General features: G+C 49.5%; 20 protein-coding genes and 2 riboswitches. Of the genes, 17 read left to right on the top strand and 3 right to left on the bottom strand.

Going from position 1 to position 19,988, the window contains the following annotated elements:
• Positions 1-101 precede the first annotated feature (101 nt).
• The 3 genes from nagA to KNP03_RS10970 all read left to right on the top strand — a co-directional run bounded on the left by nagA (position 102) and on the right by KNP03_RS10970 (position 3,270).
• Positions 102-1,253 carry an N-acetylglucosamine-6-phosphate deacetylase gene (gene nagA / locus KNP03_RS10980; protein WP_214829242.1) on the top strand — a complete coding sequence of 384 codons (1,152 nt, stop codon included), beginning with the start codon at positions 102-104 and terminating at the stop codon, positions 1,251-1,253.
• Complete coding sequence (nagB, locus tag KNP03_RS10975; protein WP_214829240.1) at positions 1,250-2,020, top strand: glucosamine-6-phosphate deaminase; 771 nt, start codon at positions 1,250-1,252, stop codon at positions 2,018-2,020. Before nagA ends, nagB begins: the two co-directional genes overlap by 4 nt.
• Before the next feature lie 146 nt (positions 2,021-2,166).
• Complete coding sequence (locus KNP03_RS10970) at positions 2,167-3,270, top strand: LCP family protein (RefSeq protein ID WP_214829238.1); 1,104 nt, start codon at positions 2,167-2,169, stop codon at positions 3,268-3,270.
• Positions 3,271-3,302: 32 nt separating this feature from the next.
• Here the strand turns inward: KNP03_RS10970 and KNP03_RS10965 are convergent, their stop codons facing one another.
• Entirely contained in the window at positions 3,303-4,031 is a 729-nt protein-coding gene (locus tag KNP03_RS10965) for a GntR family transcriptional regulator (protein ID WP_214829236.1), read from the bottom strand.
• 82 nt (positions 4,032-4,113) lie between these two features.
• Here KNP03_RS10965 and KNP03_RS10960 point away from each other — a divergent pair, with 82 nt between their 5' ends.
• From KNP03_RS10960 to KNP03_RS10910, 11 genes are all read left to right on the top strand, one after another.
• On the top strand, positions 4,114-5,286 hold the full coding sequence (locus KNP03_RS10960; protein WP_338082731.1) for an alanine--tRNA ligase-related protein: 1,173 nt from the start codon (positions 4,114-4,116) through the stop codon (positions 5,284-5,286).
• On the top strand, positions 5,280-5,708 hold the full coding sequence (locus KNP03_RS10955; RefSeq protein WP_214829234.1) for a GNAT family N-acetyltransferase: 429 nt from the start codon (positions 5,280-5,282) through the stop codon (positions 5,706-5,708). The genes KNP03_RS10960 and KNP03_RS10955 overlap by 7 nt, the downstream gene beginning before the upstream one ends.
• A 77-nt stretch (positions 5,709-5,785) precedes the next feature.
• A riboswitch (Lysine riboswitch) is annotated at positions 5,786-5,965 on the top strand.
• A gap of 114 nt (positions 5,966-6,079) precedes the next feature.
• Complete coding sequence (locus KNP03_RS10950) at positions 6,080-7,279, top strand: aspartate kinase (RefSeq protein ID WP_420827885.1); 1,200 nt, start codon at positions 6,080-6,082, stop codon at positions 7,277-7,279.
• Positions 7,280-7,291: 12 nt separating this feature from the next.
• Positions 7,292-8,287, top strand: a complete 996-nt coding sequence (locus KNP03_RS10945) for an aspartate-semialdehyde dehydrogenase (RefSeq protein ID WP_214829233.1) — start codon at positions 7,292-7,294, stop codon at positions 8,285-8,287.
• A 12-nt stretch (positions 8,288-8,299) separates the two neighbouring features.
• Entirely contained in the window at positions 8,300-9,181 is an 882-nt protein-coding gene (dapA, locus tag KNP03_RS10940; protein ID WP_214829231.1) for a 4-hydroxy-tetrahydrodipicolinate synthase, read from the top strand.
• Positions 9,178-9,927 carry a 4-hydroxy-tetrahydrodipicolinate reductase gene (dapB, locus tag KNP03_RS10935; protein WP_214829229.1) on the top strand — a complete coding sequence of 250 codons (750 nt, stop codon included), beginning with the start codon at positions 9,178-9,180 and terminating at the stop codon, positions 9,925-9,927. The genes dapA and dapB overlap by 4 nt, the downstream gene beginning before the upstream one ends.
• Positions 9,905-10,612 (top strand): 2,3,4,5-tetrahydropyridine-2,6-dicarboxylate N-acetyltransferase, encoded by a 708-nt coding sequence (gene dapD / locus KNP03_RS10930; protein WP_214829227.1) that lies wholly within the window; start codon positions 9,905-9,907, stop codon positions 10,610-10,612. Before dapB ends, dapD begins: the two co-directional genes overlap by 23 nt.
• Before the next feature lie 47 nt (positions 10,613-10,659).
• Positions 10,660-11,586 carry a branched-chain amino acid transaminase gene (locus KNP03_RS10925; protein ID WP_214829225.1) on the top strand — a complete coding sequence of 309 codons (927 nt, stop codon included), beginning with the start codon at positions 10,660-10,662 and terminating at the stop codon, positions 11,584-11,586.
• Between the two features lie 13 nt (positions 11,587-11,599).
• Complete coding sequence (alr, locus tag KNP03_RS10920) at positions 11,600-12,688, top strand: alanine racemase (RefSeq protein WP_214829223.1); 1,089 nt, start codon at positions 11,600-11,602, stop codon at positions 12,686-12,688.
• Entirely contained in the window at positions 12,658-13,950 is a 1,293-nt protein-coding gene (gene lysA / locus KNP03_RS10915; RefSeq protein ID WP_214829222.1) for a diaminopimelate decarboxylase, read from the top strand. Before alr ends, lysA begins: the two co-directional genes overlap by 31 nt.
• A 103-nt stretch (positions 13,951-14,053) precedes the next feature.
• On the top strand, positions 14,054-14,608 hold the full coding sequence (locus KNP03_RS10910; RefSeq protein ID WP_214829221.1) for a nitroreductase family protein: 555 nt from the start codon (positions 14,054-14,056) through the stop codon (positions 14,606-14,608).
• 110 nt (positions 14,609-14,718) lie between these two features.
• On the opposite strand, the gene KNP03_RS10905 is transcribed toward KNP03_RS10910, so the two are convergent.
• A complete protein-coding gene (locus KNP03_RS10905; protein WP_214829220.1) occupies positions 14,719-14,898 on the bottom strand; it encodes a hypothetical protein in 180 nt (59 codons plus the stop codon).
• A 124-nt stretch (positions 14,899-15,022) separates the two neighbouring features.
• The gene (locus KNP03_RS10900; RefSeq protein ID WP_214829219.1) at positions 15,023-15,544 is read right to left on the bottom strand and encodes a gamma carbonic anhydrase family protein; all 522 of its coding nucleotides are present in this window, start codon (positions 15,542-15,544) and stop codon (positions 15,023-15,025) included.
• A gap of 120 nt (positions 15,545-15,664) precedes the next feature.
• Between KNP03_RS10900 and ade the strand changes: the two genes are divergently transcribed.
• From ade to KNP03_RS10885, 3 genes are all read left to right on the top strand, one after another.
• Positions 15,665-17,374 (top strand): adenine deaminase, encoded by a 1,710-nt coding sequence (gene ade / locus KNP03_RS10895; RefSeq protein WP_214829217.1) that lies wholly within the window; start codon positions 15,665-15,667, stop codon positions 17,372-17,374.
• 118 nt (positions 17,375-17,492) lie between these two features.
• A complete protein-coding gene (locus tag KNP03_RS10890) occupies positions 17,493-17,777 on the top strand; it encodes a hypothetical protein (RefSeq protein ID WP_214829215.1) in 285 nt (94 codons plus the stop codon).
• A gap of 58 nt (positions 17,778-17,835) precedes the next feature.
• A riboswitch (Lysine riboswitch) is annotated at positions 17,836-18,011 on the top strand.
• Between the two features lie 113 nt (positions 18,012-18,124).
• Positions 18,125-19,717, top strand: coding sequence for a Na+/H+ antiporter NhaC family protein (locus KNP03_RS10885; protein ID WP_214829213.1), 1,593 nt, complete (start codon positions 18,125-18,127; stop codon positions 19,715-19,717).
• The last annotated feature ends 271 nt before the right edge of the window (positions 19,718-19,988 follow it).

Below are 19,988 nucleotides of genomic sequence, written 5' to 3'. Positions count from 1 at the left end.
GAGGCGGACAATTTCTTTTATATTTAAATTGGTCTATACAACTATACTTATTTTGGTTATGATAGGATGGAAGAGAAGAAAAGAGAAGGAGTGATTCGTCGATGGAAACGTTAATTAATGCCCACATCGTGACAGCGGATGCGTCTTGGGAGCGGGGGTACGTACGGTGGGATGGGGACACCATTAAACAGGTCGGATCAATGGACACATACGAACCGATCCCGTCAGAAGTGACGTTGGACGTAGAAGGAGCTTTGGTGACGCCCGGAATGATTGATGTTCATGTGCACGGTGGATATGGGATTGATACAATGGATGCCGACGAATCACGATTACGTACATGGAGTGAAAACATGTTGCAGGAAGGGGTCACTTCTTTCTTTGCCACGACCATCACGCAATCGAAGACATCGATTGAGAAGGCGCTGAGCGCTGCTCGAAACGTGATTGAGGGACGGGATTCGACACTCATCGGGATTCATTTGGAAGGACCGTTCGTTAATCGGGAGATGGCAGGGGCTCAACCGGTGGAATACATTCTTGACCCGGACGCAGAGCAGTTCAACAGTTGGCAAGCGTTGGCCGGAAAGCAGATTCGTCTCGTCACCTATGCTCCTGAGCGTCCAGGCGCACGTGAATTCGAGCGTGCAATGAAACAGTCGGGCGCAATCGGCTCAACAGGACATACGAGTGCGACGTTTGAGGAAAATCAATTGGGAGACGTGAAACACGGTACGCATCTCTACAACCAGATGCGCGGACTTCACCATCGAGAGCCGGGAACGGTTGGATACTGTCTGTTGGAAAAAGGGGTGATGACCGAAATTATTCCGGACGGGATTCATAGTCGTCCGGAGATGATCGATTTCGCCTATCGTTTAAAAGGAGCGGATGAACTGGTGGTCATTACAGACGCCATGCGGGCGAAAGGATTGCCGGATGGACGGTATGAACTCGGGGGTCAACCGGTCATCGTGGAGCAGGGCGCGGCACGTCTGGAGGCGGGGAATTTGGCAGGAAGTGTGCTGACGATGGATGCGGCATTTCGAAACATCCAATCCTTTACCGGTTGCAGTATACAGGAAGCGGTCAAAATGACGGCGACGAATGCCGCCCGTGAGTTCGGATTAAAGACAAAAGGAGAAATCAAACCCGGATTTGATGCCGATCTTGTGATCTGGGATGAAGCCATGACAGTCACATACACGGTGTTTCGAGGACAAATAGCGTACAAACGGGAGGGACGAGGATGAACGTATTAGTTGCAAAGAATGCACTAGATGCAGAGCGCATCGCCTATACCATCATCAAAGAACGGCTTGCCGGGAAGAATGCGTTTGTGCTCGGATTGGCGACCGGGAGCACCCCTGTCGGCATGTACAAAATGTTTAAACAGGATGCGTTAGACTGTCGGCATGTCACAAGTGTCAATTTGGATGAGTACATTGGTCTCGGAGCGGATCATCCACAAAGCTACCATCACTTCATGAAAGAGCGGTTGTTCGACGAGGTACCGTTTAAAGAACATTTTTTGCCGCAGGGCGATGCGCCTGACGCAGAGAAAGAAGCAGAGCGTTATGAACAACTCGTCCGCTCACTCGGTGTGGATCTGCAGTTACTCGGAATCGGAGAAAATGGTCATATTGCGTTCAACGAGCCCGGAACGGCTCTCGATGCGAAAACACACGTCACCGAGCTCACGGCATCAACACGGGAAGCCAATCGTCGCTTTTTTAACGAATTGAGTGATGTCCCGACCCATGCGATTACGATGGGACTGGACACCATCATGAATGCCCGTGAAATTGTGTTGGTGGCGACCGGTACACGAAAAGCAGAGGCTGTGCATCATATGATTGAACGGGAACCGACGGTGGAATGGCCGGCGACCATCCTTCAAGCACATCCGAGCGTCACCATCGTCCTTGATGTCGAGGCGGCATCTCGATGCGACGATGCCCGGCAAGCCCGTGGGCGTGAGGCTGCCGACCGATTTTTCTCCATACGCACCAATGCATGACCTAGAGAAACAGCTCTCTAGGTTTTTTTCATTTCAACTATGGGAAATTGTAAAGAAATCGATTTGTCATCAAAACGTTTTCGACAAACCTTGAGGTTTCCTCTATAATGAGTGAAGCTTACATCTTTGACTTGAAGGAGAACATCATGAATTCTAGAACCCATGCTCGCAGACAGCGCAAGCGACCGTCTGCGTTTTATAAAGTATTTAGTTCCATTTTGCTCATTGCCATCATCGTCGGATCGAGTATGTATGGGATGGCATTTTATAAAGCCCATAACATGCTGTCAGGCACACAGGTGACATTAGAAGATGACCCGACAGTCGAACCGACCCGCTTCGATAAAGAAAACACCGAGAGCTTTTTGATTCTCGGAACAGATTTGTCACCTCAGAAAAAAGCGAGAGGTGAATACGGCCGTTCCGACGTCATGATCATGGTGATTTTGAATAAGAAAGAAAAACAAACGACGATGCTCAGTATCCCGCGTGATTCATATGTCAATATCGATTACTCAGGGTTCAACATTCCTTACGGGAAAACAGGGCTCGACCAGGATAAAATCACCCATGCTTACTATTTCGGATCGATGGATGAATCGAATCCGAATAACGGGATGCGCGTGGCGACGAGCACGATTGAAGACTTGATCGGTATCGATATCGACCATGTCGTATCAGTGAACTTCCAAGGTTTCGTCGATTTCATTGACGCGGTCGGTGGGGTCGAAATCGATGTCCCGTTTTCATCGCAACAGAACAGTTATGACGCATCAAGAGAGACGGTTCAAATCGAACAAGGCTTACAACGCTTAAGTGGTGAAGAGGCACTTGCTTATGTCCGTAACCGCTACGATGATCCTCGAGGAGACATCGGCCGCGGACAACGGCAAATGGAAGTCATCAATGCTGTGTTGGAGCAGTCACTCGGTACGTCACTGATCAACAACTATGATAAAGTGTTAAAAGCCGTTGGCGACAATATGCAAACGACACTCGGACCGAACGATTACATGCGTTTGATCGAGGACGTCGGCGCACTACACAACACGGTACAATATCAATTGACCGGTGAAGGCGCGCGGGCTGAAGATGGACACTTCTATTATTTCTTGAACGAGCCGCTTCTTGAAGAAGTGCGCTATCGCGTCCAACAAGCAGACGCCGGGAATAAAGTCGAACCGATGTCAGACACAGAACTAGAATCGTACACGCTTGACCCGAACGGCGTGACTTACGAAGCGCAATAATAAAAAAAGTTTGCCTCTTGGGCAAACTTTTTTTATATACGCTCCATGGAGACAGTGAACGAATAGGAGTCCCCACGGAAGAGCGAACGACTATATTCGAACATGTCACCTTCCTCAAGATAGGTGCGCTGGTCGATTAATAGGACAGGCGCATTCGGTGAGATGGTCAACAGCTCGGCTTCTTCAGGGCTGGCACTTCTCGCCTCGAGTGTTTGGGTCGCATTTTTCAAACGTAACCCCGATTGCTCAGCGTATTCGTAAATCGATCCCGTCACATCAGCTTCCGTTAAGTCAGGTAACAGGGCAACGGGAACATACGCAGTTTCTAAGGCGAGTACGATGTCATCGGCCAGGCGTAGTCGTTTCATCTCGTAGACAGGAGTCTGATTCGGGACCCGGAGCTGCTGTGCAACCCGTTCAGAGGCCGGGACCTTGTCAAAAGAAAGAAGGCGGCTATAAGGGCGCATGCCCCGGTGTTTGATTTCTTCAGAAAAGCTGGTTAACCCGGACAGCGTCATCGCGATTTTTTGACTCGCAACAAAGGTGCCACGACCTTTTTGGCGGTTCAAATAGCCGGAATTGACGAGGTTCATGATGGCTTGCCGGACGGTCATCCGACTCACATTGAATTGCTCGGAGAATTCCCGTTCAGATGGCAAGACATCTCCTGGTTTTAACGTTCCGTTATCTATTTGTTGCTTTAAGTACGCTTCGATTTGATAATAAATAGGAAGCGGGGATTGTTTATCAATTTCTAACATCAATTTCGCTCCTAACCGAGAAGTAGTATGTCCTATTATAGACGAAATTAGACTAGATGTCTGAACAGATTATAGAAAAAAGGTGGACAGGAAGATGGAGAAAGTCATCACAGAGACTGTCGTGACGGCAGTCAAAAAAGATCAATCAGGTTATTGGCACGTTTTCGCGCAAACCCCGTTTTATGCGGAAGGGGGCGGACAACCAGCCGATCGCGGCTGGGTCGATCAATATGAGGTAAAAGACGTGCAAACGGTCGAAGGGACCACGTGGCATTTACTCGATCAATCGCTGGAAGTCGGAAGCACGATCAAAGCGCAAATTGACGAGACAGTGAGACAGGATCACTCGATCCAACATACGGCTCAGCATGTGATGACAGCCATCCTGCAGGATCGTCACGGGATCGAGACGCTCAGCTTTGGAATCAATGCAGAAGATGCCTCGATTGAAATCGGGACAGAACAGTTGGACTGGGATCAAGTCGAACAATTTGAGAAGGAGCTTCAGCATATCATCTTTGAAAATCGACCGATTCGCAAGATGGAGCTCCCGGAGGACGAAGTTGACCGGACACGTTTACGAAAACCGACTGACCGGACGGGGATGATCCGGATTGTCGAAATCGAAGGACTGGACTACAATGCGTGTGGCGGTACACATGTGGAGACGACGGCGCAACTTGGAACCATTCACGTAACTGGTATAAAAAAAGTACGGGGAAATATTCGTTTGACCTACGTAGCAGGAAACCGCGCCTTGCGGATGACTCAAGCGTCACGGGCTGCGTTACGCTCCATTCACCAAACGCTCTCGACAACAAATGAGACGGTAGCAGAGCGGGTGTTGGAAGAACGGACAATTCGTTTGGAGCGTGAACGGGAGATTAAAGAACTGGAACTGAGAATTGCCAAAGCGAAGGTTGAGGCTGTTTTACAAGAGGATGACTATGTCGCCATCCATATCGGGAAGACCGAAGCGGAAACCTTGACTATGGCCATCGTGGAGCGGGTGGCGGCGTCCGGGAAAATTGCGGTTGGTGTGAACTACGGCACGAAAAAATTATTTGTCGTCCATGACGGCACGCATGATTTGGCGACCGGAAAATGCTTAAAGGCGGTTCTTCATGAGTTAGGGTTTGGCCGGGGAGGTGGAAGCAATAAGCAGGCGCAGGCGCGATTTGACTCGTTAATTGAATTAGAGAAAGCGATGGAAGAGATTGTACGTCGGCTACAGGAAGGGGTTTTACCATGTTGATTATCCAAAACGGTCAAGACGAATCATTGATTACCCAGGCACGTGTGGTTCGGGAAAAGGTGTTTATCGGAGAACAGGGGATTGACCCGGACCTTGAATACGACACGCTTGACCCGCAATGCATCCATTTTGTTGGAACGATCGGTGATTCACCGGTGACCACGGCACGATTACGTCCGATTGAGGAGACTGTGGGGAAAGTGGAGCGCGTTGCCACGATCCAGGATTTTCGAGGGAACGGATACGCTAAAGAAATCATGCTTGAAATCGAACGAGTGGCAAAGCATCATCATTTGCATGAGTTGAGATTGGGAGCGCAACTGACGGCGTTACCATTTTACGAAAAGTTGGGATATGAGGCATACGGACCGGAATTTCTAGACGCTGATTTGCCTCATCGCATGATGAAGAAGACGTGGTGAGCTTTTTTTGAAATATCCCATTTTTCTAAAAAAAGGTTGGCAAGAAGATTTCGTTTTGTTATAACTAATACTAACAACTGACAGATAGAGGTTGCGAATGACATGAGTAAGCTTGGTTGAAACGGACGCACTCCGGACCGAGCCGAAAGGGGAAATTCGCCGAAGTCGACGTTCACGTGCGTGTGAACGAAGGCTGGGGTAGTCGTGAATAACGCCTACACTGCCATGGTCAACTACCATGGAGCGCTATCTACGGAACGATTTTTTAATCGTTTTTCAACTGCGCGTACAAGCGGCAGACCGTAGGGAGAGTGCTTCCTACCGGTCTGCCGCTTTTTCTGTTGGTGGACATCTTGAAAGTGGGGAACCTGATGACAACCGTACTCAAATTTGGTGGCAGTTCTGTAGCCACAATTGAACAAATACAAGCTATATCGGATTACTTACAAACGCGAGTCTCAGCCGGAGAAAAACTGGTCGTCGTCGTCTCGGCGATGGGAAAAACGACGGATTCACTCCTTTCGCTCGCGAAACAAATCACGGAGCGCCCGATGATTCGGGAACTCGATCGCCTGTTAGCTGTCGGCGAGGAACAGACCATCAGTCTGTTAAGTATCGCTTTGAACTCACGAGGCGTCCCGGCCATTTCGCTTACGGGACAGCAAGCCGGGATTGATACGATGGGCATTCATACAAAAAGTAAAATCAAAGCGATTCGAAAAGAAGTACTTCAAGAAAAATTAAGACAACACGATGTGTTGATTGTCGCCGGTTTCCAGGGTGTGAATGAATTTGGAGACGTCACGACACTCGGGCGTGGCGGTTCGGACACGACGGCTGTGGCACTTGCTGCCGTGCTGAGCAAACGCTGTGAGATTTATACCGATGTGGCGGGAGTGTATACGACCGATCCGCGAATCCATCCGACGGCGAAACGTCTAGACAATGTCTCTTATGACGAAATGATGGAGATGAGTGCACTCGGTTCAAAAGTGATGGAGATGCGAAGTGTCGAGCTCGCAAAAAAATATGATGTAAACATCTTTGTAGGGAAGACGCTCTCAAATGAAGGAGGAACATGGATCATGGATACAACGCAAGCAATGGAACAGAAAGCGGTCACGAGCGTGAGTGTCGTCAAAAACGTACTCAGTGTCTCGATCAAACATATCCCGCACACTGCAGCCGGAGTCGCGGACATCTTTGAACGATTATCAGAACGCCATGTCAACATCGATATGATTTCGCAAACGGCGTTCGACGGCGAAGTGTTCCTCTCGTTCACATGCCCACTCGATGAAGAGGCGTTTTTAGAAGAGGCACTTGCAGAATTGACAGCGACCTTGCCACAAATCAAAATCGATCGTCACACGGAACACGCAAAAATCTCGGTCGTCGGAATCGGCATGCGGGACGCGACAGGCGTCGCATCCGAGCTCTTCGCGACATTCCGCGAGATGGGGATTCCATTCTATCAAGTCACAACATCTGAGATCAGCATTTCTTACACGATTCAAGAACAAGACGTCGAAGCGGCGGTCGCAGCCATTGCGGCTCGATTCAACTTATAAGGGGGAGTCAGCATGTATAACGTAGCCGTCGTCGGTGCCACCGGTGCAGTCGGCCAGAAGATGATTGAGGTATTGACGGAATACGAATTTCCAATCAATGAGTTGTTACTTTATGCTTCCGCTCGTTCAGCAGGAAAAACTGTTCAGGTAAACGGACAGGACATCGTAATTCGTGAACTCTCTGACCTGATTTACACGGACGCCATTGATATTGCATTGTTCTCGGCAGGCGGGAGCATCAGTGAACAATACGCGCCACGTTTAAGCGAGCAAGGGGTCATCGTCATCGATAACTCAAGCGCCTTCCGGATGCAAGAAGGAATCCCGCTCGTCGTACCCGAAGTGAATCGGGTCGAGCTCAGTCCGGACAAATCGTTGATTGCGAATCCGAATTGTTCAACCATTCAATCGGTCGTCGCATTGGCACCACTTTCCGACGTGTATGGATTGACGCGGGTCGCCTACACGTCCTATCAGGCCGTATCCGGATCCGGTCAAAAAGGAATCGATGATTTGGAACGAGGGGCACAAGGCGAGGCACCGCAAAATTATCCGTATCCGATTTACAACAATGTCCTTCCGCACATCGATGTGTTCTTAGAAAACGGCTATACGAAAGAAGAACAAAAAATGATCGATGAGACGCGGAAAATCTTGAATGCGCCAGACCTCGGTGTGACGGCGACATGTGTCCGGGTGCCGGTTCGAAACAGTCATGCGGTCTCCATCACGGTGACGCTTGAGCGGGGTGCGACACTTGAAGAAGTACGTGCCGTGCTCGCAGATGCACCGGGAGTCGTGCTGATGGATAACCCGACTGAACTGCTGTATCCGACACCGCTCGATACGAACGGGAAAGACGAGGTGTATGTCGGTCGAGTTCGACGTGACGATTCGCAACCGAACACATTCCATCTTTGGTGTGTTGCGGACAACGTCAGAAAAGGAGCAGCGGCGAATGCTGTTCAAATTGCACAATGTATGATTGGTCAAACGACTGCAAAATAAGGAGGAGATGACATGTTTACAGGTGTTGCAACTGCACTGGCGACTCCGTTTCACACGGACGGAAGTCTGAATTTGGCGGCTTGGGATGCATTGATTGAAGAACAAATTCAAGAAGGGATCCGTGGACTCGTGATTGGCGGTACGACGGGGGAAGGAATGACGTTGACGGATGAAGAGTTCGAAACGTTACTCGTCCGGGCAGTAGAAGTTACGGACGGTCGAGCGACAATCATCGCCGGTACCGGGTCGAACAATACGGCTCTCAGCATCGAAAAAACGAGACGTGCCGCTGAACTTGGTGCGGAGATGGCGATGGTCGTCACTCCTTACTACAACAAATCAACGCAAGCAGGACTCATCGCCCATTTTACAGCGATTGCGGACGCGTCACCGATTCCGCTCATGCTCTATAACGTCCCGTCACGGACCAGCGTCGCACTCGCCCCGGAAACAGTGGGTGAGTTAGCCGAGCATCCACGTATCACCGCTTTAAAAGAAGCGAGCGGCGACATTTCGGTCATGGCCCAAATGATGGCACATGTTCCTGAAGGATTCGCTGTGTACTGCGGAAATGATGATCAAATCCTCCCTTATATGGCGTGGGGTGCCCAAGGGGTCGTCTCGGTCCTCTCAAACGTTTATCCGAACGCAACTGTGGCGCTAGCTGAAGCGCTTTTAGCGGGAGACCTGAAGGCAGCGCGTACGTGGCAAATTCGCCTGTTACCGGTCATCGACGAATTGTTTGCGGAAGTGAACCCGATTCCGGTGAAAGCGGCGCTCAATGCACGTGGATTTGCATTCGGCGCACCACGTCTGCCACTCGTCCCGATGAGTGCGACAGCAGAAGCGAAGCTTCTTTCGGCGATGGAACAGTTTAATGAGGTGAGACAATGAATGTACTCATTCATGGGTATGGTGCGATGGGGCGGATCGTCGAGGAAGTCGCACTTTCCCAAGGGTTGAATGTTGCGGCCATCGTGTCACCGGGGAGTGATCAGCATCTTGCATCATTACAGGAAGTGGATACACCGGTCGATGTCGTTATCGATTTTTCGAATCCGGCATTACTGGGCGACGTCCTCACTTTTGGAAAAGAAAAGAACATTCCGCTCGTCATCGCGACGACAGGATTCTCTGAAGACGAGTTGGCAGCGATTGAATCGGCATCACAGGAGATTCCGATTTTCCAGTCCTACAACACGTCATATGGAATCGCGCTGTTGAAGCAATTGCTTGACCAGCTCGTGCCGCTCACGCTCGGCTATGATATCGAAGTGATCGAGGCGCATCACCGTAAAAAAGTGGATGCCCCGAGTGGGACGGCCGAACTCCTCGCTCGTGCCATTGAGAAAAAACGGGACGTCACACCGGTCTATGAACGTACCTCACGCCGAGAGGCAAGAGGAACGGATGAGCTCGGCATGCACTCGATCCGGGGCGGGACCATCTTCGGTGAACATACGGTCCTGTTTGCCGGAGACGATGAAATGATTGAACTGAAGCATACGGCTCTTTCGAAGCGTGTCTTCGCCAATGGAGCACTCGCCGCGGCGGCGACGATACTCGATCGCCCGGCTGGACTATATAATTTAACGAACTTATACGAGGAGGCTACTCATGTTACTCACAAACGCTTATGAAATTGCACAATATATTAAAGATGCTAAGAAAGAAACACCGGTTAAACTTTACGTCAACGGTCAGTTGGCTGGTCTGGAGATTGAAGAAGCCAAAGCGTTCGGTACGGACGAATCGAAACTGTTCTTGACGACAGCCGAGCGTGCGGCAGCGTTCCTTGAAGCGAATGCGTCTGTCATCACGGATTCGCATCTTGAGTACGACCGTCGCAACAGTGCCGTCCCAATGCTCGACACGACGAAATTAAATGCGCGCATCGAACCGGGTTCATTCATCCGGGATCATGTTCAAATCGGGAATAATGCCGTCGTCATGATGGGTGCTGTCGTCAACATCGGTGCGGTCATCGGAGATGGTTCGATGGTCGACATGAACGCCGTCATCGGAGCGCGCGGAACGCTCGGAAAAAACGTTCACCTCGGAGCAGGTGCCGTGGTCGCAGGTGTCCTTGAGCCACCTTCAAAAGACCCGGTCATCATTGAAGACGGGGTCATGATTGGAGCGAACGCAGTCATCTTGGAAGGCGTGCGCGTCGGGGAAAATGCGGTCGTCGCGGCTGGAAGTGTCGTCACACAAGATGTTCCTCCAGGCGTTGTCGTAGCAGGAACACCAGCCCGCGTCATCAAGCAGAAAGACGAGAAAACTTCAGAAAAAACGCAACTCGTTGATGATTTACGCTCTCTCTAACGTATAATAGACAGAAAATATAAACAAATGAATGGGAGAGTTGAACTATGGAACAGTATGGACAATGGATGTGGAAAGACGGAGAGTGGATTGAGCCGACTGACGCAAACACGAGTATCATGACACACGCGATTCACTACGGGAGCGGGTTCTTTGAAGGAATTCGTGCGTATCATACGGAAGAGGGTCCGGCCATCTTCCGCCTACGTGAACACTTGGAGCGACTCGTTCGCTCGTGTGCATACTATCACGTCAAACTACCCTACACGGTAGAAGAGCTGGAACAGGCGACAATGGAATTGATTGAACGAAACGGATTCGATGCTTGTTATATTCGTCCGTTCGTCTTCCTCGGTACGCCATGGCAGGCACTCATGCCGACACAAGAAACGAAAGTCCATGTTGCCATCGCATGTTGGCCACTCGGAGAATATTTCAATAAAACAGTCGGAATTCGCGCAAAAGTCGCCTCATACCGTCGTGTGTCTTCGACAATGATGCCGATGCAGGCAAAAGCGGCTTCGAACTATATGAACTCACAATTGTTAAAAGGGGAGGCGCTTCGTGACGGATTCGATGAAGCGATCGCCCTTGATGTGAATGGAAATGTCAGTGAGGCGAGTGTGGCGAACATTTTCCTCGTCAAAGGGAATACGATCACGACACCATCACTCGACTGTTCGGTGCTTGATGGTATTACGCGACAAACCGTTATGCAGCTTGCCCGTGAAGAAGGCTATGACGTCATTGAGCGTCACATCGGACGTGATGAGTTATACGTTGCGGATGAGATTTTCCTGACGGGTACGGCAGCTGAAGTGACGAGTGTGATTGAAGTCGACCATATTCAAATCGGAGGCGGTGGACAAACAGTCGCGACTCAAATGTTGACGCGATACCGCGAAGCCGTCACGGGACAACTTCCGGAGCACCGTGATTGGATCACGTTCGTGCAAACAGCAGTAAAAGAGTAAAGGGGTTTTGTAAATGGGAGTCACAATTGACTTGAATGCGATTCGCGAGAACAAACGTCGGATTGAAGCGCTTGGCCGACCGGTGTTCGCCGTCGTAAAAAATAATGCCTATAACCTGGGGATGGAGCCAGTTGTGACGACCTTATATGACGAGGGAGTTCGCCATTTCATGGTGACGACCTTGGAAGAAGCGACGGAAGTCCGGACATATGCCGAAGAGGCACATGTGTTGGTCATGAACCCCGTGTACGAATGGGAGAAAGTTCATGCGCATCGTTTGGATGTGGCTATCGGTTCGTACGACTGGCTCGTTGCCAACCGCTCTCAACTCGGAGGCGTTCGTCTTCATTTGAAGTTAGACGTCGGGATGAATCGTTTCGGTGCAAAGTCGTTTGAAGAGGCGCTTCAAATCGTTGCCTTCTGTCAAAATGAAGGACTCGATCTCGTCGGATTGTGCACGCATTTTCCACTTGCTGATGCGGATAACGCCGAAGTGGAACATAGTGTTCACGTCCAACGTTTTATGGATTGGTCCACACGTCTAATGGAACGCCATGTGTTTGAACTGGTTCATGCCGCAAACAGTGCAGCGACGCTTCAAGATGACCCGCGCCTGCATCATTGCACACACGTCCGGGTTGGCATCTTCCTTTATGGTTATTCGTCCGTAGAACCGGTCGAGTGGCTAATCCCTGCCTTCTACTGGGAGACGGAAGTGATTGCCGTCCACGAGATTGAAGCGGGGGCTCATGTCGGATACGGAACGGGATATACCGCGGAAACGAAAGAACGGATTGCCGTCTTACCTGTCGGATATGGGGATGGTCTCATGCGGGCCCGTCGATTTTTACCGGTGCACATTGAAGGTCGAGCTTACCCGTTCGTCAGTAATATCTTTATGAGTCATAGCTTTATCAAAGTGGACGAAGACGTACAAATTGGCGACCGGGTCAACCTGTATGGACGAGAAATAAAAATTGATGATGTGACGCGAGTTGGTCATGCGAACAATTCAGAGCAGCTCTGTGCGCGCTCATGGCGTGTGCCGCATCGCTTCGAAGGAGGAGTTACATGTACACCACCAACCAGTCAGAATGTTTGATCGAAGGCGTATCCGTTCGTGAATTGCAGGCGACATATGGGACACCGCTTTATATTATGAGTGAGCCGGAGCTCGAGCGACGTCTTACGATTGTACAAGAGGCTTTCCTGAACAAGTATCCCAATACGTATGCGCTATACGCCTCGAAAGCATTATCGATTGCGGCAGTCTATGAAAAAGTGATGGCAGCAGGTCTTAGCATCGACGTGGTCTCTCGAGGTGAGATGTACGTGGCCCTTCATGCGGGTGTGCCGGCAGAACGTATTCATGTCCATGGGTCGAACAAAACGGTTCAAGACCTTTCATTCGCGCTCGAAAACGGAATCACTCATTTCACGATTGATAATATGCGTGAAATCAGCCTGTTGTCCGGTCTTGCGGCCGAATACAATCGTGAAGTCGATGTGTTACTGCGTATCGTTCCTCAGGTCGTCGGGGGGGCACATGAGGCCATCCAAACGGGCGGGGTCGATACGAAGTTCGGTTTCCCGACGCATGATGACACGTATTTGGAAGCCGTTCGAGCGACATTGTCGGCTGAACACCTGCATTTACAAGGGATTCATTGTCATGTCGGTTCACAAATCCAAGATCCGACACTGTTCGTGAATACCGTGAAAACGATGGTTCGTTTTATCGATACGATTCGTACGGAGACCGGATATACGACAGATGTTCTGAATATCGGCGGGGGATTTGGGGTCGCGTATCTCGACGCGGATGAGCGCCTCAACTTTGCGAATACGATGGAGCTCGTGATGGAGACGCTCACGGAAGAGGTTTCTTTGCGTGACCTGCCACTTCCAACAGTCGGAATTGAACCGGGACGCTGGCTGGTCGCGAATGCAGGAGCCACTTTGTATGAAGTCGGGACGGTGAAGGAAGTGAGTGGTGTTCGTACATTTGTCTCTGTCGACGGAGGGATGACGGATAACATTCGACCTGCATTGTATAATGCCGAGTACGAGGTGGTAGCCGCAACACGGATGAACGAAGAGAAGACGCTTGAGGCGAAAATTGTCGGGGCGTGCTGTGAGTCGGGGGATGTCATCTCGAACCGCTCGTTGATCCCTCCGGTCACACCGGGTGATTTGCTACTCGTCAAAGCAACGGGAGCGTATAACTTCTCAATGGCAAGTAACTACAATCAGATGTTGCGACCGGCAGTGGTGTTTGTGAAAGACGGGAAACACCGTCTCGTCGTTCGACGCCAAACACTGGAAGACCTGGTGGCATGTGAGATTGTCAGTCAATCGACATAAGGCTACAGCGTATGCTGTAGTCTTTTTTGATGCACGTCATTTTGAATAATTGGGCCGAACAATTATGATAAATAAGTAGACTATAGACGGGGAAGTGACGGTTATGACCAAAACGACAGCACAACAACTCATTGAAACAAGAAGAACGATTCGCACATTCAATGGCGAGCCAATCGAGACGAAAGTACTGTACGACCTGTTGAACTCAGCGCATCATGCGCCGTTTCATAACAAAGTAGAACCGTGGAACGTGTATCTGTTTAATGGGGAAGGGAAGCATGTGCTATTGGATGCACTTGAACCGGCCTTCTCGGAGATGGCAGAGCCACAACGGGAGAAAGTGGCCGGTCATATCCGTAATGCGGCAGCTTGTCTTTACGTGACAGCCAAAGCGTTTGAGACGGAAAAAGGAAATAAAGATGCACTGCTTGCGACGGCAGCGTTTATCCAAAACCTTCAACTGTTATGTACCGAACAGAATCTCGGCATCGTTTGGCGAACGGGCGGTGTTTTCGATGATGCCCGCATGAAGGAGTCGATTGGGGCAGAAGGAGAGACGTTTGTCGGTCTGCTACAAATCGGGAAGTATGATGAAGCAGCGATTCCTTCGAAAAAGCCACGCCAATCATTGGATGCTCATTTGGCGATTTTTGAATAAGAAAAAGACGCGTGAAGAAATTTCTCCACGCGTCTTTGTTTAATTTATTGATTATCGTTTTAATTTGGTGGCGAGCCAGTCCTGAATGACGTTAGTTGGAATCATCTTCTTCACGTTCCCCCGTTTTGTTTTTCTTCACTATTCATATTATCCGAATGCATGCGTTCCCAAACCTCTCGGTGCGTGCCGTGAAGCGTGTCATCGAATGAATCATCGATATGGAGACCGTAACTCGGGTTGATGGATGAAGCGTACAAGTCTAACATGAGCTGATCGTGGTTCGGGTACATACAGTTGGCTCCTTTCAATACGTCGGCTTGACTACATCCTCAGTATACAAAGGAAATGTGGAGAAAATTCGGGATAAACGTTAACAATTTATGAACCTTGTAAACGCTTTCACAAACTATGGATTCAGTCTAAAGCTTGGCAAGTCTCACGATATTGTTCGGCTCGTTTTGCGTACTTTCTAACGGTCCGTTCCATAATAAAGCGATCCTCATCATTTAACGGACGCACCACTTTAGCAGGGACCCCCATGACCATCACGCCTTCAGGAATCTGCATATTTGGTGTGACGAGCGCACCAGCTGCGACAAATGAACCTTTCCCAATCTTTGCCCCATCAAGCACGGTGGCGTGCATGCCGATCAAACAATTCTCCTCAATCTCGCATCCGTGAATCATGGCCATATGTCCAATCGAGACCCGGTTATGAATGATTGTCGGCGATCCTTCATATTGATGAATCATCGAACCGTCTTGAATGTTGACATACGATCCGATTTGAATCGGTCCTTCATCACCACGGATGACGGTGTTGAACCAAACCCCCGAATGTTCACCAATCGTGACGTCTCCAATCACGTGTGCACCAGGTGCAATATATGCCGTGTCATCGACCTTTGGGATGAGTTTTCCTAGTTGATATTTCATATAGTGTAACCCCTTTCAAACGAATATGTTATCATTGTCGCACAACTTGAAAAAGAAATTGCAACGAAAAGATTTTTCTTGGTAAGATGGATAAAATACGTCCAGTAAGGAGCAAAAATGATGGAAAAACAACATTTGATTGACATCGCCGCCAAGAAAAAGAAAGCGGCCATCGTCTTTAAAGACGTCGCGGTGATTGACGTGTATAGCCGTGAAACGATTCGGACTGACGTTGCGGTCGATGCGGGTTACATTGTGGCGATTGGAGAAGGCTATGAAGGAGAAACGGAATATCATGACCCTACATGGACACTTGCCCCGTCGTTTATTGACTCTCACGTCCATATCGAGTCATCGATGGTCCCACCGCATGAGTTTGCCAAAGCTGTCTTGCCGCTGGGGGTCACGACCGTCATTGCGGATCCGCATGAAATTGCCAATGTGAACGGCGCACTCGGGATTGAATACATGTTGGCAGATGCCAAGGGATTGCCGCTTGATGTGCGAATGATGCTGCCGAGTTGTGTCCCTGCGACCCCGTTCGAGCACGCAGGCGCCAAATTATATGCAGAAGATTTGGCCCCGTTTTTAGGTGACCCGGGTGTACACGGACTTGGTGAAGTGATGGATTATCCATCAGTCGAAGCGGGTAGTGAGGATATGCTTCAAAAGATTGCACAAACCGAACATGCCGGAAAAGTTGTAGATGGACATGCCTCGGGTCTGGGTCCGGATCAATTGAACGTCTATCGTTCGGCTGGAATCATGACGGATCACGAGTGTACGACTGCGGAAGAAGCGATTGAACGCGTACGACGCGGTTTCTATGTTCAAATTCGCGAAGGCTCGGTTGCGAGAAATGTCGAGAAAGTCAGCCTGGCCGTCACGGAAAGCAATGCCCATCGTTTCTTGTTCTGTACAGACGACAAACATTTGGACGACCTCGTCACGGAAGGCGGAATTGACTACAATATTCGAATGGCCATCAAACAAGGGGTCAAACCGGAAACGGCATATGCGATGGCAAGCCTGCATGCGGCCGAAGCTTACGGATTGAAAGAAGTCGGAGCAATCGCACCGGGCAAGAAGGCAAACTTCGTCATCTTGTCAGACGTCGAATCAGTAGAGATTCAACGAGTATACGTCGGTGGGGAACTGGTAGCGGAAAACGGGAAGGCGACATTTGAGGCGGAAGGAATTGAAGTTCCTAAGCCGATGAAAGGGGAGCTCGCTTTACCGGAATTGACGATTGATTCGTTCCGTCTCCCGGTGGCTGAGGAAGAAGTAGACGTCATTCAAGTGCTTCCGAACAGCTTATTGACGAAGCGTGAGCGTCTCGTATTCCGTCCGGACGAATCAGGTGCGGACTTGTCGCAAGACATCGCGACGCTCGCTGTCATCGAACGACATCACGGGACAGGGCATATGGCGCTGGCACCGGTTACGGGATTTGGTTTAAAACGGGGCGCGCTCGCTGCTACTGTGGCACACGATAGTCATAATCTTGTCATCGCCGGAGTCAGCCCGGAGGATATGTTACTCGCAGCGAAGACGTTAGAGAAAGTTGGCGGTGGCGTCGTGGCGGTATCAGAAGGAGAAGTGCTTGCGGTACTTCCACTTGAAATCGGTGGTCTCATGACGAAACGTCCTTACCATGAAGTGGCAGATATTCTCGAACAGTTAAATGATGCGCTCGACGTTGTCGGTGCACACCGTCACTTTAACCCATATTTGACGATGTCATTCCTCGCCCTTCCGGTAATCCCGGATTTGAAATTGACGGATATGGGACTATTCGATGTGACGACATTCTCATTCATCGGAGAATGACTCGGTCCAATGTATGATTTTTGTTAAGAACAGCGCGTAACGATTGAATGACCAATCGGAAGTTGGTATAGTTACGACAAGTTTCATTGGGTCAATCTTGAAAGGAGGGATATTACAGATGGAACAAGTTGCCTACAATCGGTCATATGATGAGCATGAAGATTTGATCAATTCTGTATATCGTGCCTTCAAGGACCGATGTGAAGAGTTGCCGGAAGAAACACAGACGAAACGTCGTCTGCGCCGGCTGATTTTCTCTACGATTAAAGAACAGACGAAGTCACACGCTGACCGATTCGTGTTATATCACTTCTTCAATGACTTCTTTAAAGCGGTAGAGGCAGATGATCAAGAAGCACTTGCTGTTTTAAAGCAAATTATTCGTGATGAAAAAAACTATTGATATGTGACGTCGATGTGTGATAATTTAGACGTAACTTTTAAATGAATATTCGTGCTATCGATGAGGTAGAGGTGCGATGCTGATGAGTAAGTAGTCGGAGGATGACAACGATGAGGACTACGGAAAGGCAAGATCGCCGAAGTGCAAAGTCATGTCTCTGATTTTGTGCTGGGCTGACGGGAAACACCCGTCAGACTGCCATACATATTATACGTATGGAGCGCTCCAAGTCGGCTAAGAAAGACGGAACATCCAGCGAGGGTGTCGGCTTTGTTGCCGATGCCCTCGCTTTGCGTTTTTTTAAGCATTGGGGGGCCTCATCTTAAATCAAAGAGGAGGAATTCAGCATGGTAGATTATTCAACTTCGGTACTTTCATTAGTACCAGCTTTACTCGCAATTATTATGGCAATCGCAACAAGAAAGGTCATCCCATCACTTGGGGTCGGGATTATCGCAGGGGTTCTTCTCTTGCACAGTTTCAATCCGATTGATTCGATTCAATACTTATGGTCGAACATTGTCGCCTTGTTCTGGTCGGAAGGGGCCATCAATGAATGGAATGTCTTGTTGATTGCATTCTTGTTGTTACTTGGTATCTTGTCTTCAATTATCCAGACGTCTGGCGGCGCGCGTGCATTCGGTGAATGGGCAGCGGCAAACGTGAAGACAGCTCGTGGGGCGCGTCTTGTCTCATTCGGACTCGGTATTTTGATTTTCATTGACGATTACTTCAACAGTTTGGCAGTCGGGAACATCAGCCGTCCGCTAACGGACCGTAAAAATATCTCACGTGCAAAATTGGCTTACACGATTGACTCGACGGCAGCACCTGTTTGTGTCATCAGCCCGCTTTCGAGTTGGGGGGCCTATATCATCGCGATCATCGCAGGGATCTTAACGAAGTATTCGATTGACAGCTATTCATCGTTCTCAGCGTTCATTCAAATCATTCCAATGAACTTCTATGCAGTGTTCGCATTGATGTTAACAGCGTATGTTGCCTTTACGGGCCTTGCATTCGGACCGATGCGTACACATGAACTTCGTGCATTGCAAGGGGAGTTGTATGACTCGGCTAAAGGGAAGCCGATGGGTATGAGTGAAGACTTACATGAACATGAAGGCGGAAAAGTTCGCGATTTGATTGTTCCAATCATCACGTTGATTATCGCAACAGTTGGCGCCATGCTTTATACAGGTGGTCAGGCGCTCGCATCAGATGGAGAAAGTTTCTCGCTAATCGGTGCATTTGAATCGACTGACGTGACACGTTCACTCGTGGCCGGTGTTGTCATCAGTTTGATTGTTGCCCTCTTGCTCCTTGCAGGACGTAAAATCCCGGCAAAAGACTACGGAAAAGCAACGTGGGAAGGGATTCGCGCGATGTGGCCGGCAGTATTGATTCTTTTATTCGCTTGGACGATTATCGCAGTCATCAGTGATATGCAAACGGGTGAATACTTGGCAAGCTTCGTGACAGACACGATTGCAGCATCTTATTTACCATTATTGCTCTTCTTGATTGCAGGCGTCATGGCGTTCTCAACAGGTACAAGCTGGGGAACATTCGGATTGATGCTTCCGATCGGTGCAGACTTGGTGATGGCGGTAGAGCCGGAGTTGCTCCTTGCCTCACTAGCGGCAGTACTTGCGGGTGCTGTATTCGGAGACCACTGTTCTCCAATCTCTGATACGACAATCCTTAGCTCGACAGGGGCGGGGTCACACCATATCGATCACGTTCTGACGCAGTTGCCATACGCGCTTCTTGCAGCGATTGTTTCGGCAATCGGCTACTTGGTACTCGGAATCACGACATCGATTTGGATCGGTTTCTTTGCGGCTCTCATCTCATTCGTCGTATTGGTTGGAATTGCCCAAGTTATTTCGAAACGCGGGAAGGTTCCGGCTGACATTCGTTCAGAGCGTGAAGCATAATCAAAAAGAAAAAGTGACGTTCATCACGGATGAACGTCACTTTTTTTGTGGTCCGATGTGTTCGATGCAAACTCGATCTGACTGTGAAACGGGAGCAAAGGGAATCGTACGTGAAGAAATTCAAAGTGCCTCAATTCGAATATGAACGGGGGACAAAGAATAATAGAACGTTTTGGTCATCGAATCTGAGGCAATCAGACAGACAAATGTTAACGGACATGATGGGAAATCACACTTTGAGACTGCCGGATCCGGTACAGAAAGAGACCCT

This window comes from Exiguobacterium algae (assembly GCF_018617875.1).
GTDB lineage: Bacteria > Bacillota > Bacilli > Exiguobacteriales > Exiguobacteriaceae > Exiguobacterium > Exiguobacterium algae.
The sequence above is the reverse complement of the archived record's forward strand: the minus strand, read 5'-3'. Positions and strand labels throughout refer to the sequence as shown.

Coding starts and splice junctions, on each gene's coding strand:
- KNP03_RS10900 (WP_214829219.1), bottom strand. CDS start 15,544: ATGAAATATCAACTAGGAAAACTCATCCCAAAGGTCGATGACACGGCA.
- dapB (WP_214829229.1), top strand. CDS start 9,178: ATGAATGTACTCATTCATGGGTATGGTGCGATGGGGCGGATCGTCGAG.
- dapD (WP_214829227.1), top strand. CDS start 9,905: ATGTTACTCACAAACGCTTATGAAATTGCACAATATATTAAAGATGCT.
- KNP03_RS10890 (WP_214829215.1), top strand. CDS start 17,493: ATGGAACAAGTTGCCTACAATCGGTCATATGATGAGCATGAAGATTTG.
- KNP03_RS10945 (WP_214829233.1), top strand. CDS start 7,292: ATGTATAACGTAGCCGTCGTCGGTGCCACCGGTGCAGTCGGCCAGAAG.
- alr (WP_214829223.1), top strand. CDS start 11,600: ATGGGAGTCACAATTGACTTGAATGCGATTCGCGAGAACAAACGTCGG.
- KNP03_RS10950 (WP_420827885.1), top strand. CDS start 6,080: ATGACAACCGTACTCAAATTTGGTGGCAGTTCTGTAGCCACAATTGAA.
- KNP03_RS10955 (WP_214829234.1), top strand. CDS start 5,280: ATGTTGATTATCCAAAACGGTCAAGACGAATCATTGATTACCCAGGCA.
- dapA (WP_214829231.1), top strand. CDS start 8,300: ATGTTTACAGGTGTTGCAACTGCACTGGCGACTCCGTTTCACACGGAC.
- KNP03_RS10970 (WP_214829238.1), top strand. CDS start 2,167: ATGAATTCTAGAACCCATGCTCGCAGACAGCGCAAGCGACCGTCTGCG.
- ade (WP_214829217.1), top strand. CDS start 15,665: ATGGAAAAACAACATTTGATTGACATCGCCGCCAAGAAAAAGAAAGCG.
- KNP03_RS10910 (WP_214829221.1), top strand. CDS start 14,054: ATGACCAAAACGACAGCACAACAACTCATTGAAACAAGAAGAACGATT.
- nagB (WP_214829240.1), top strand. CDS start 1,250: ATGAACGTATTAGTTGCAAAGAATGCACTAGATGCAGAGCGCATCGCC.
- KNP03_RS10905 (WP_214829220.1), bottom strand. CDS start 14,898: ATGTACCCGAACCACGATCAGCTCATGTTAGACTTGTACGCTTCATCC.
- nagA (WP_214829242.1), top strand. CDS start 102: ATGGAAACGTTAATTAATGCCCACATCGTGACAGCGGATGCGTCTTGG.
- KNP03_RS10965 (WP_214829236.1), bottom strand. CDS start 4,031: ATGTTAGAAATTGATAAACAATCCCCGCTTCCTATTTATTATCAAATC.
- KNP03_RS10885 (WP_214829213.1), top strand. CDS start 18,125: ATGGTAGATTATTCAACTTCGGTACTTTCATTAGTACCAGCTTTACTC.
- lysA (WP_214829222.1), top strand. CDS start 12,658: ATGTACACCACCAACCAGTCAGAATGTTTGATCGAAGGCGTATCCGTT.
- KNP03_RS10925 (WP_214829225.1), top strand. CDS start 10,660: ATGGAACAGTATGGACAATGGATGTGGAAAGACGGAGAGTGGATTGAG.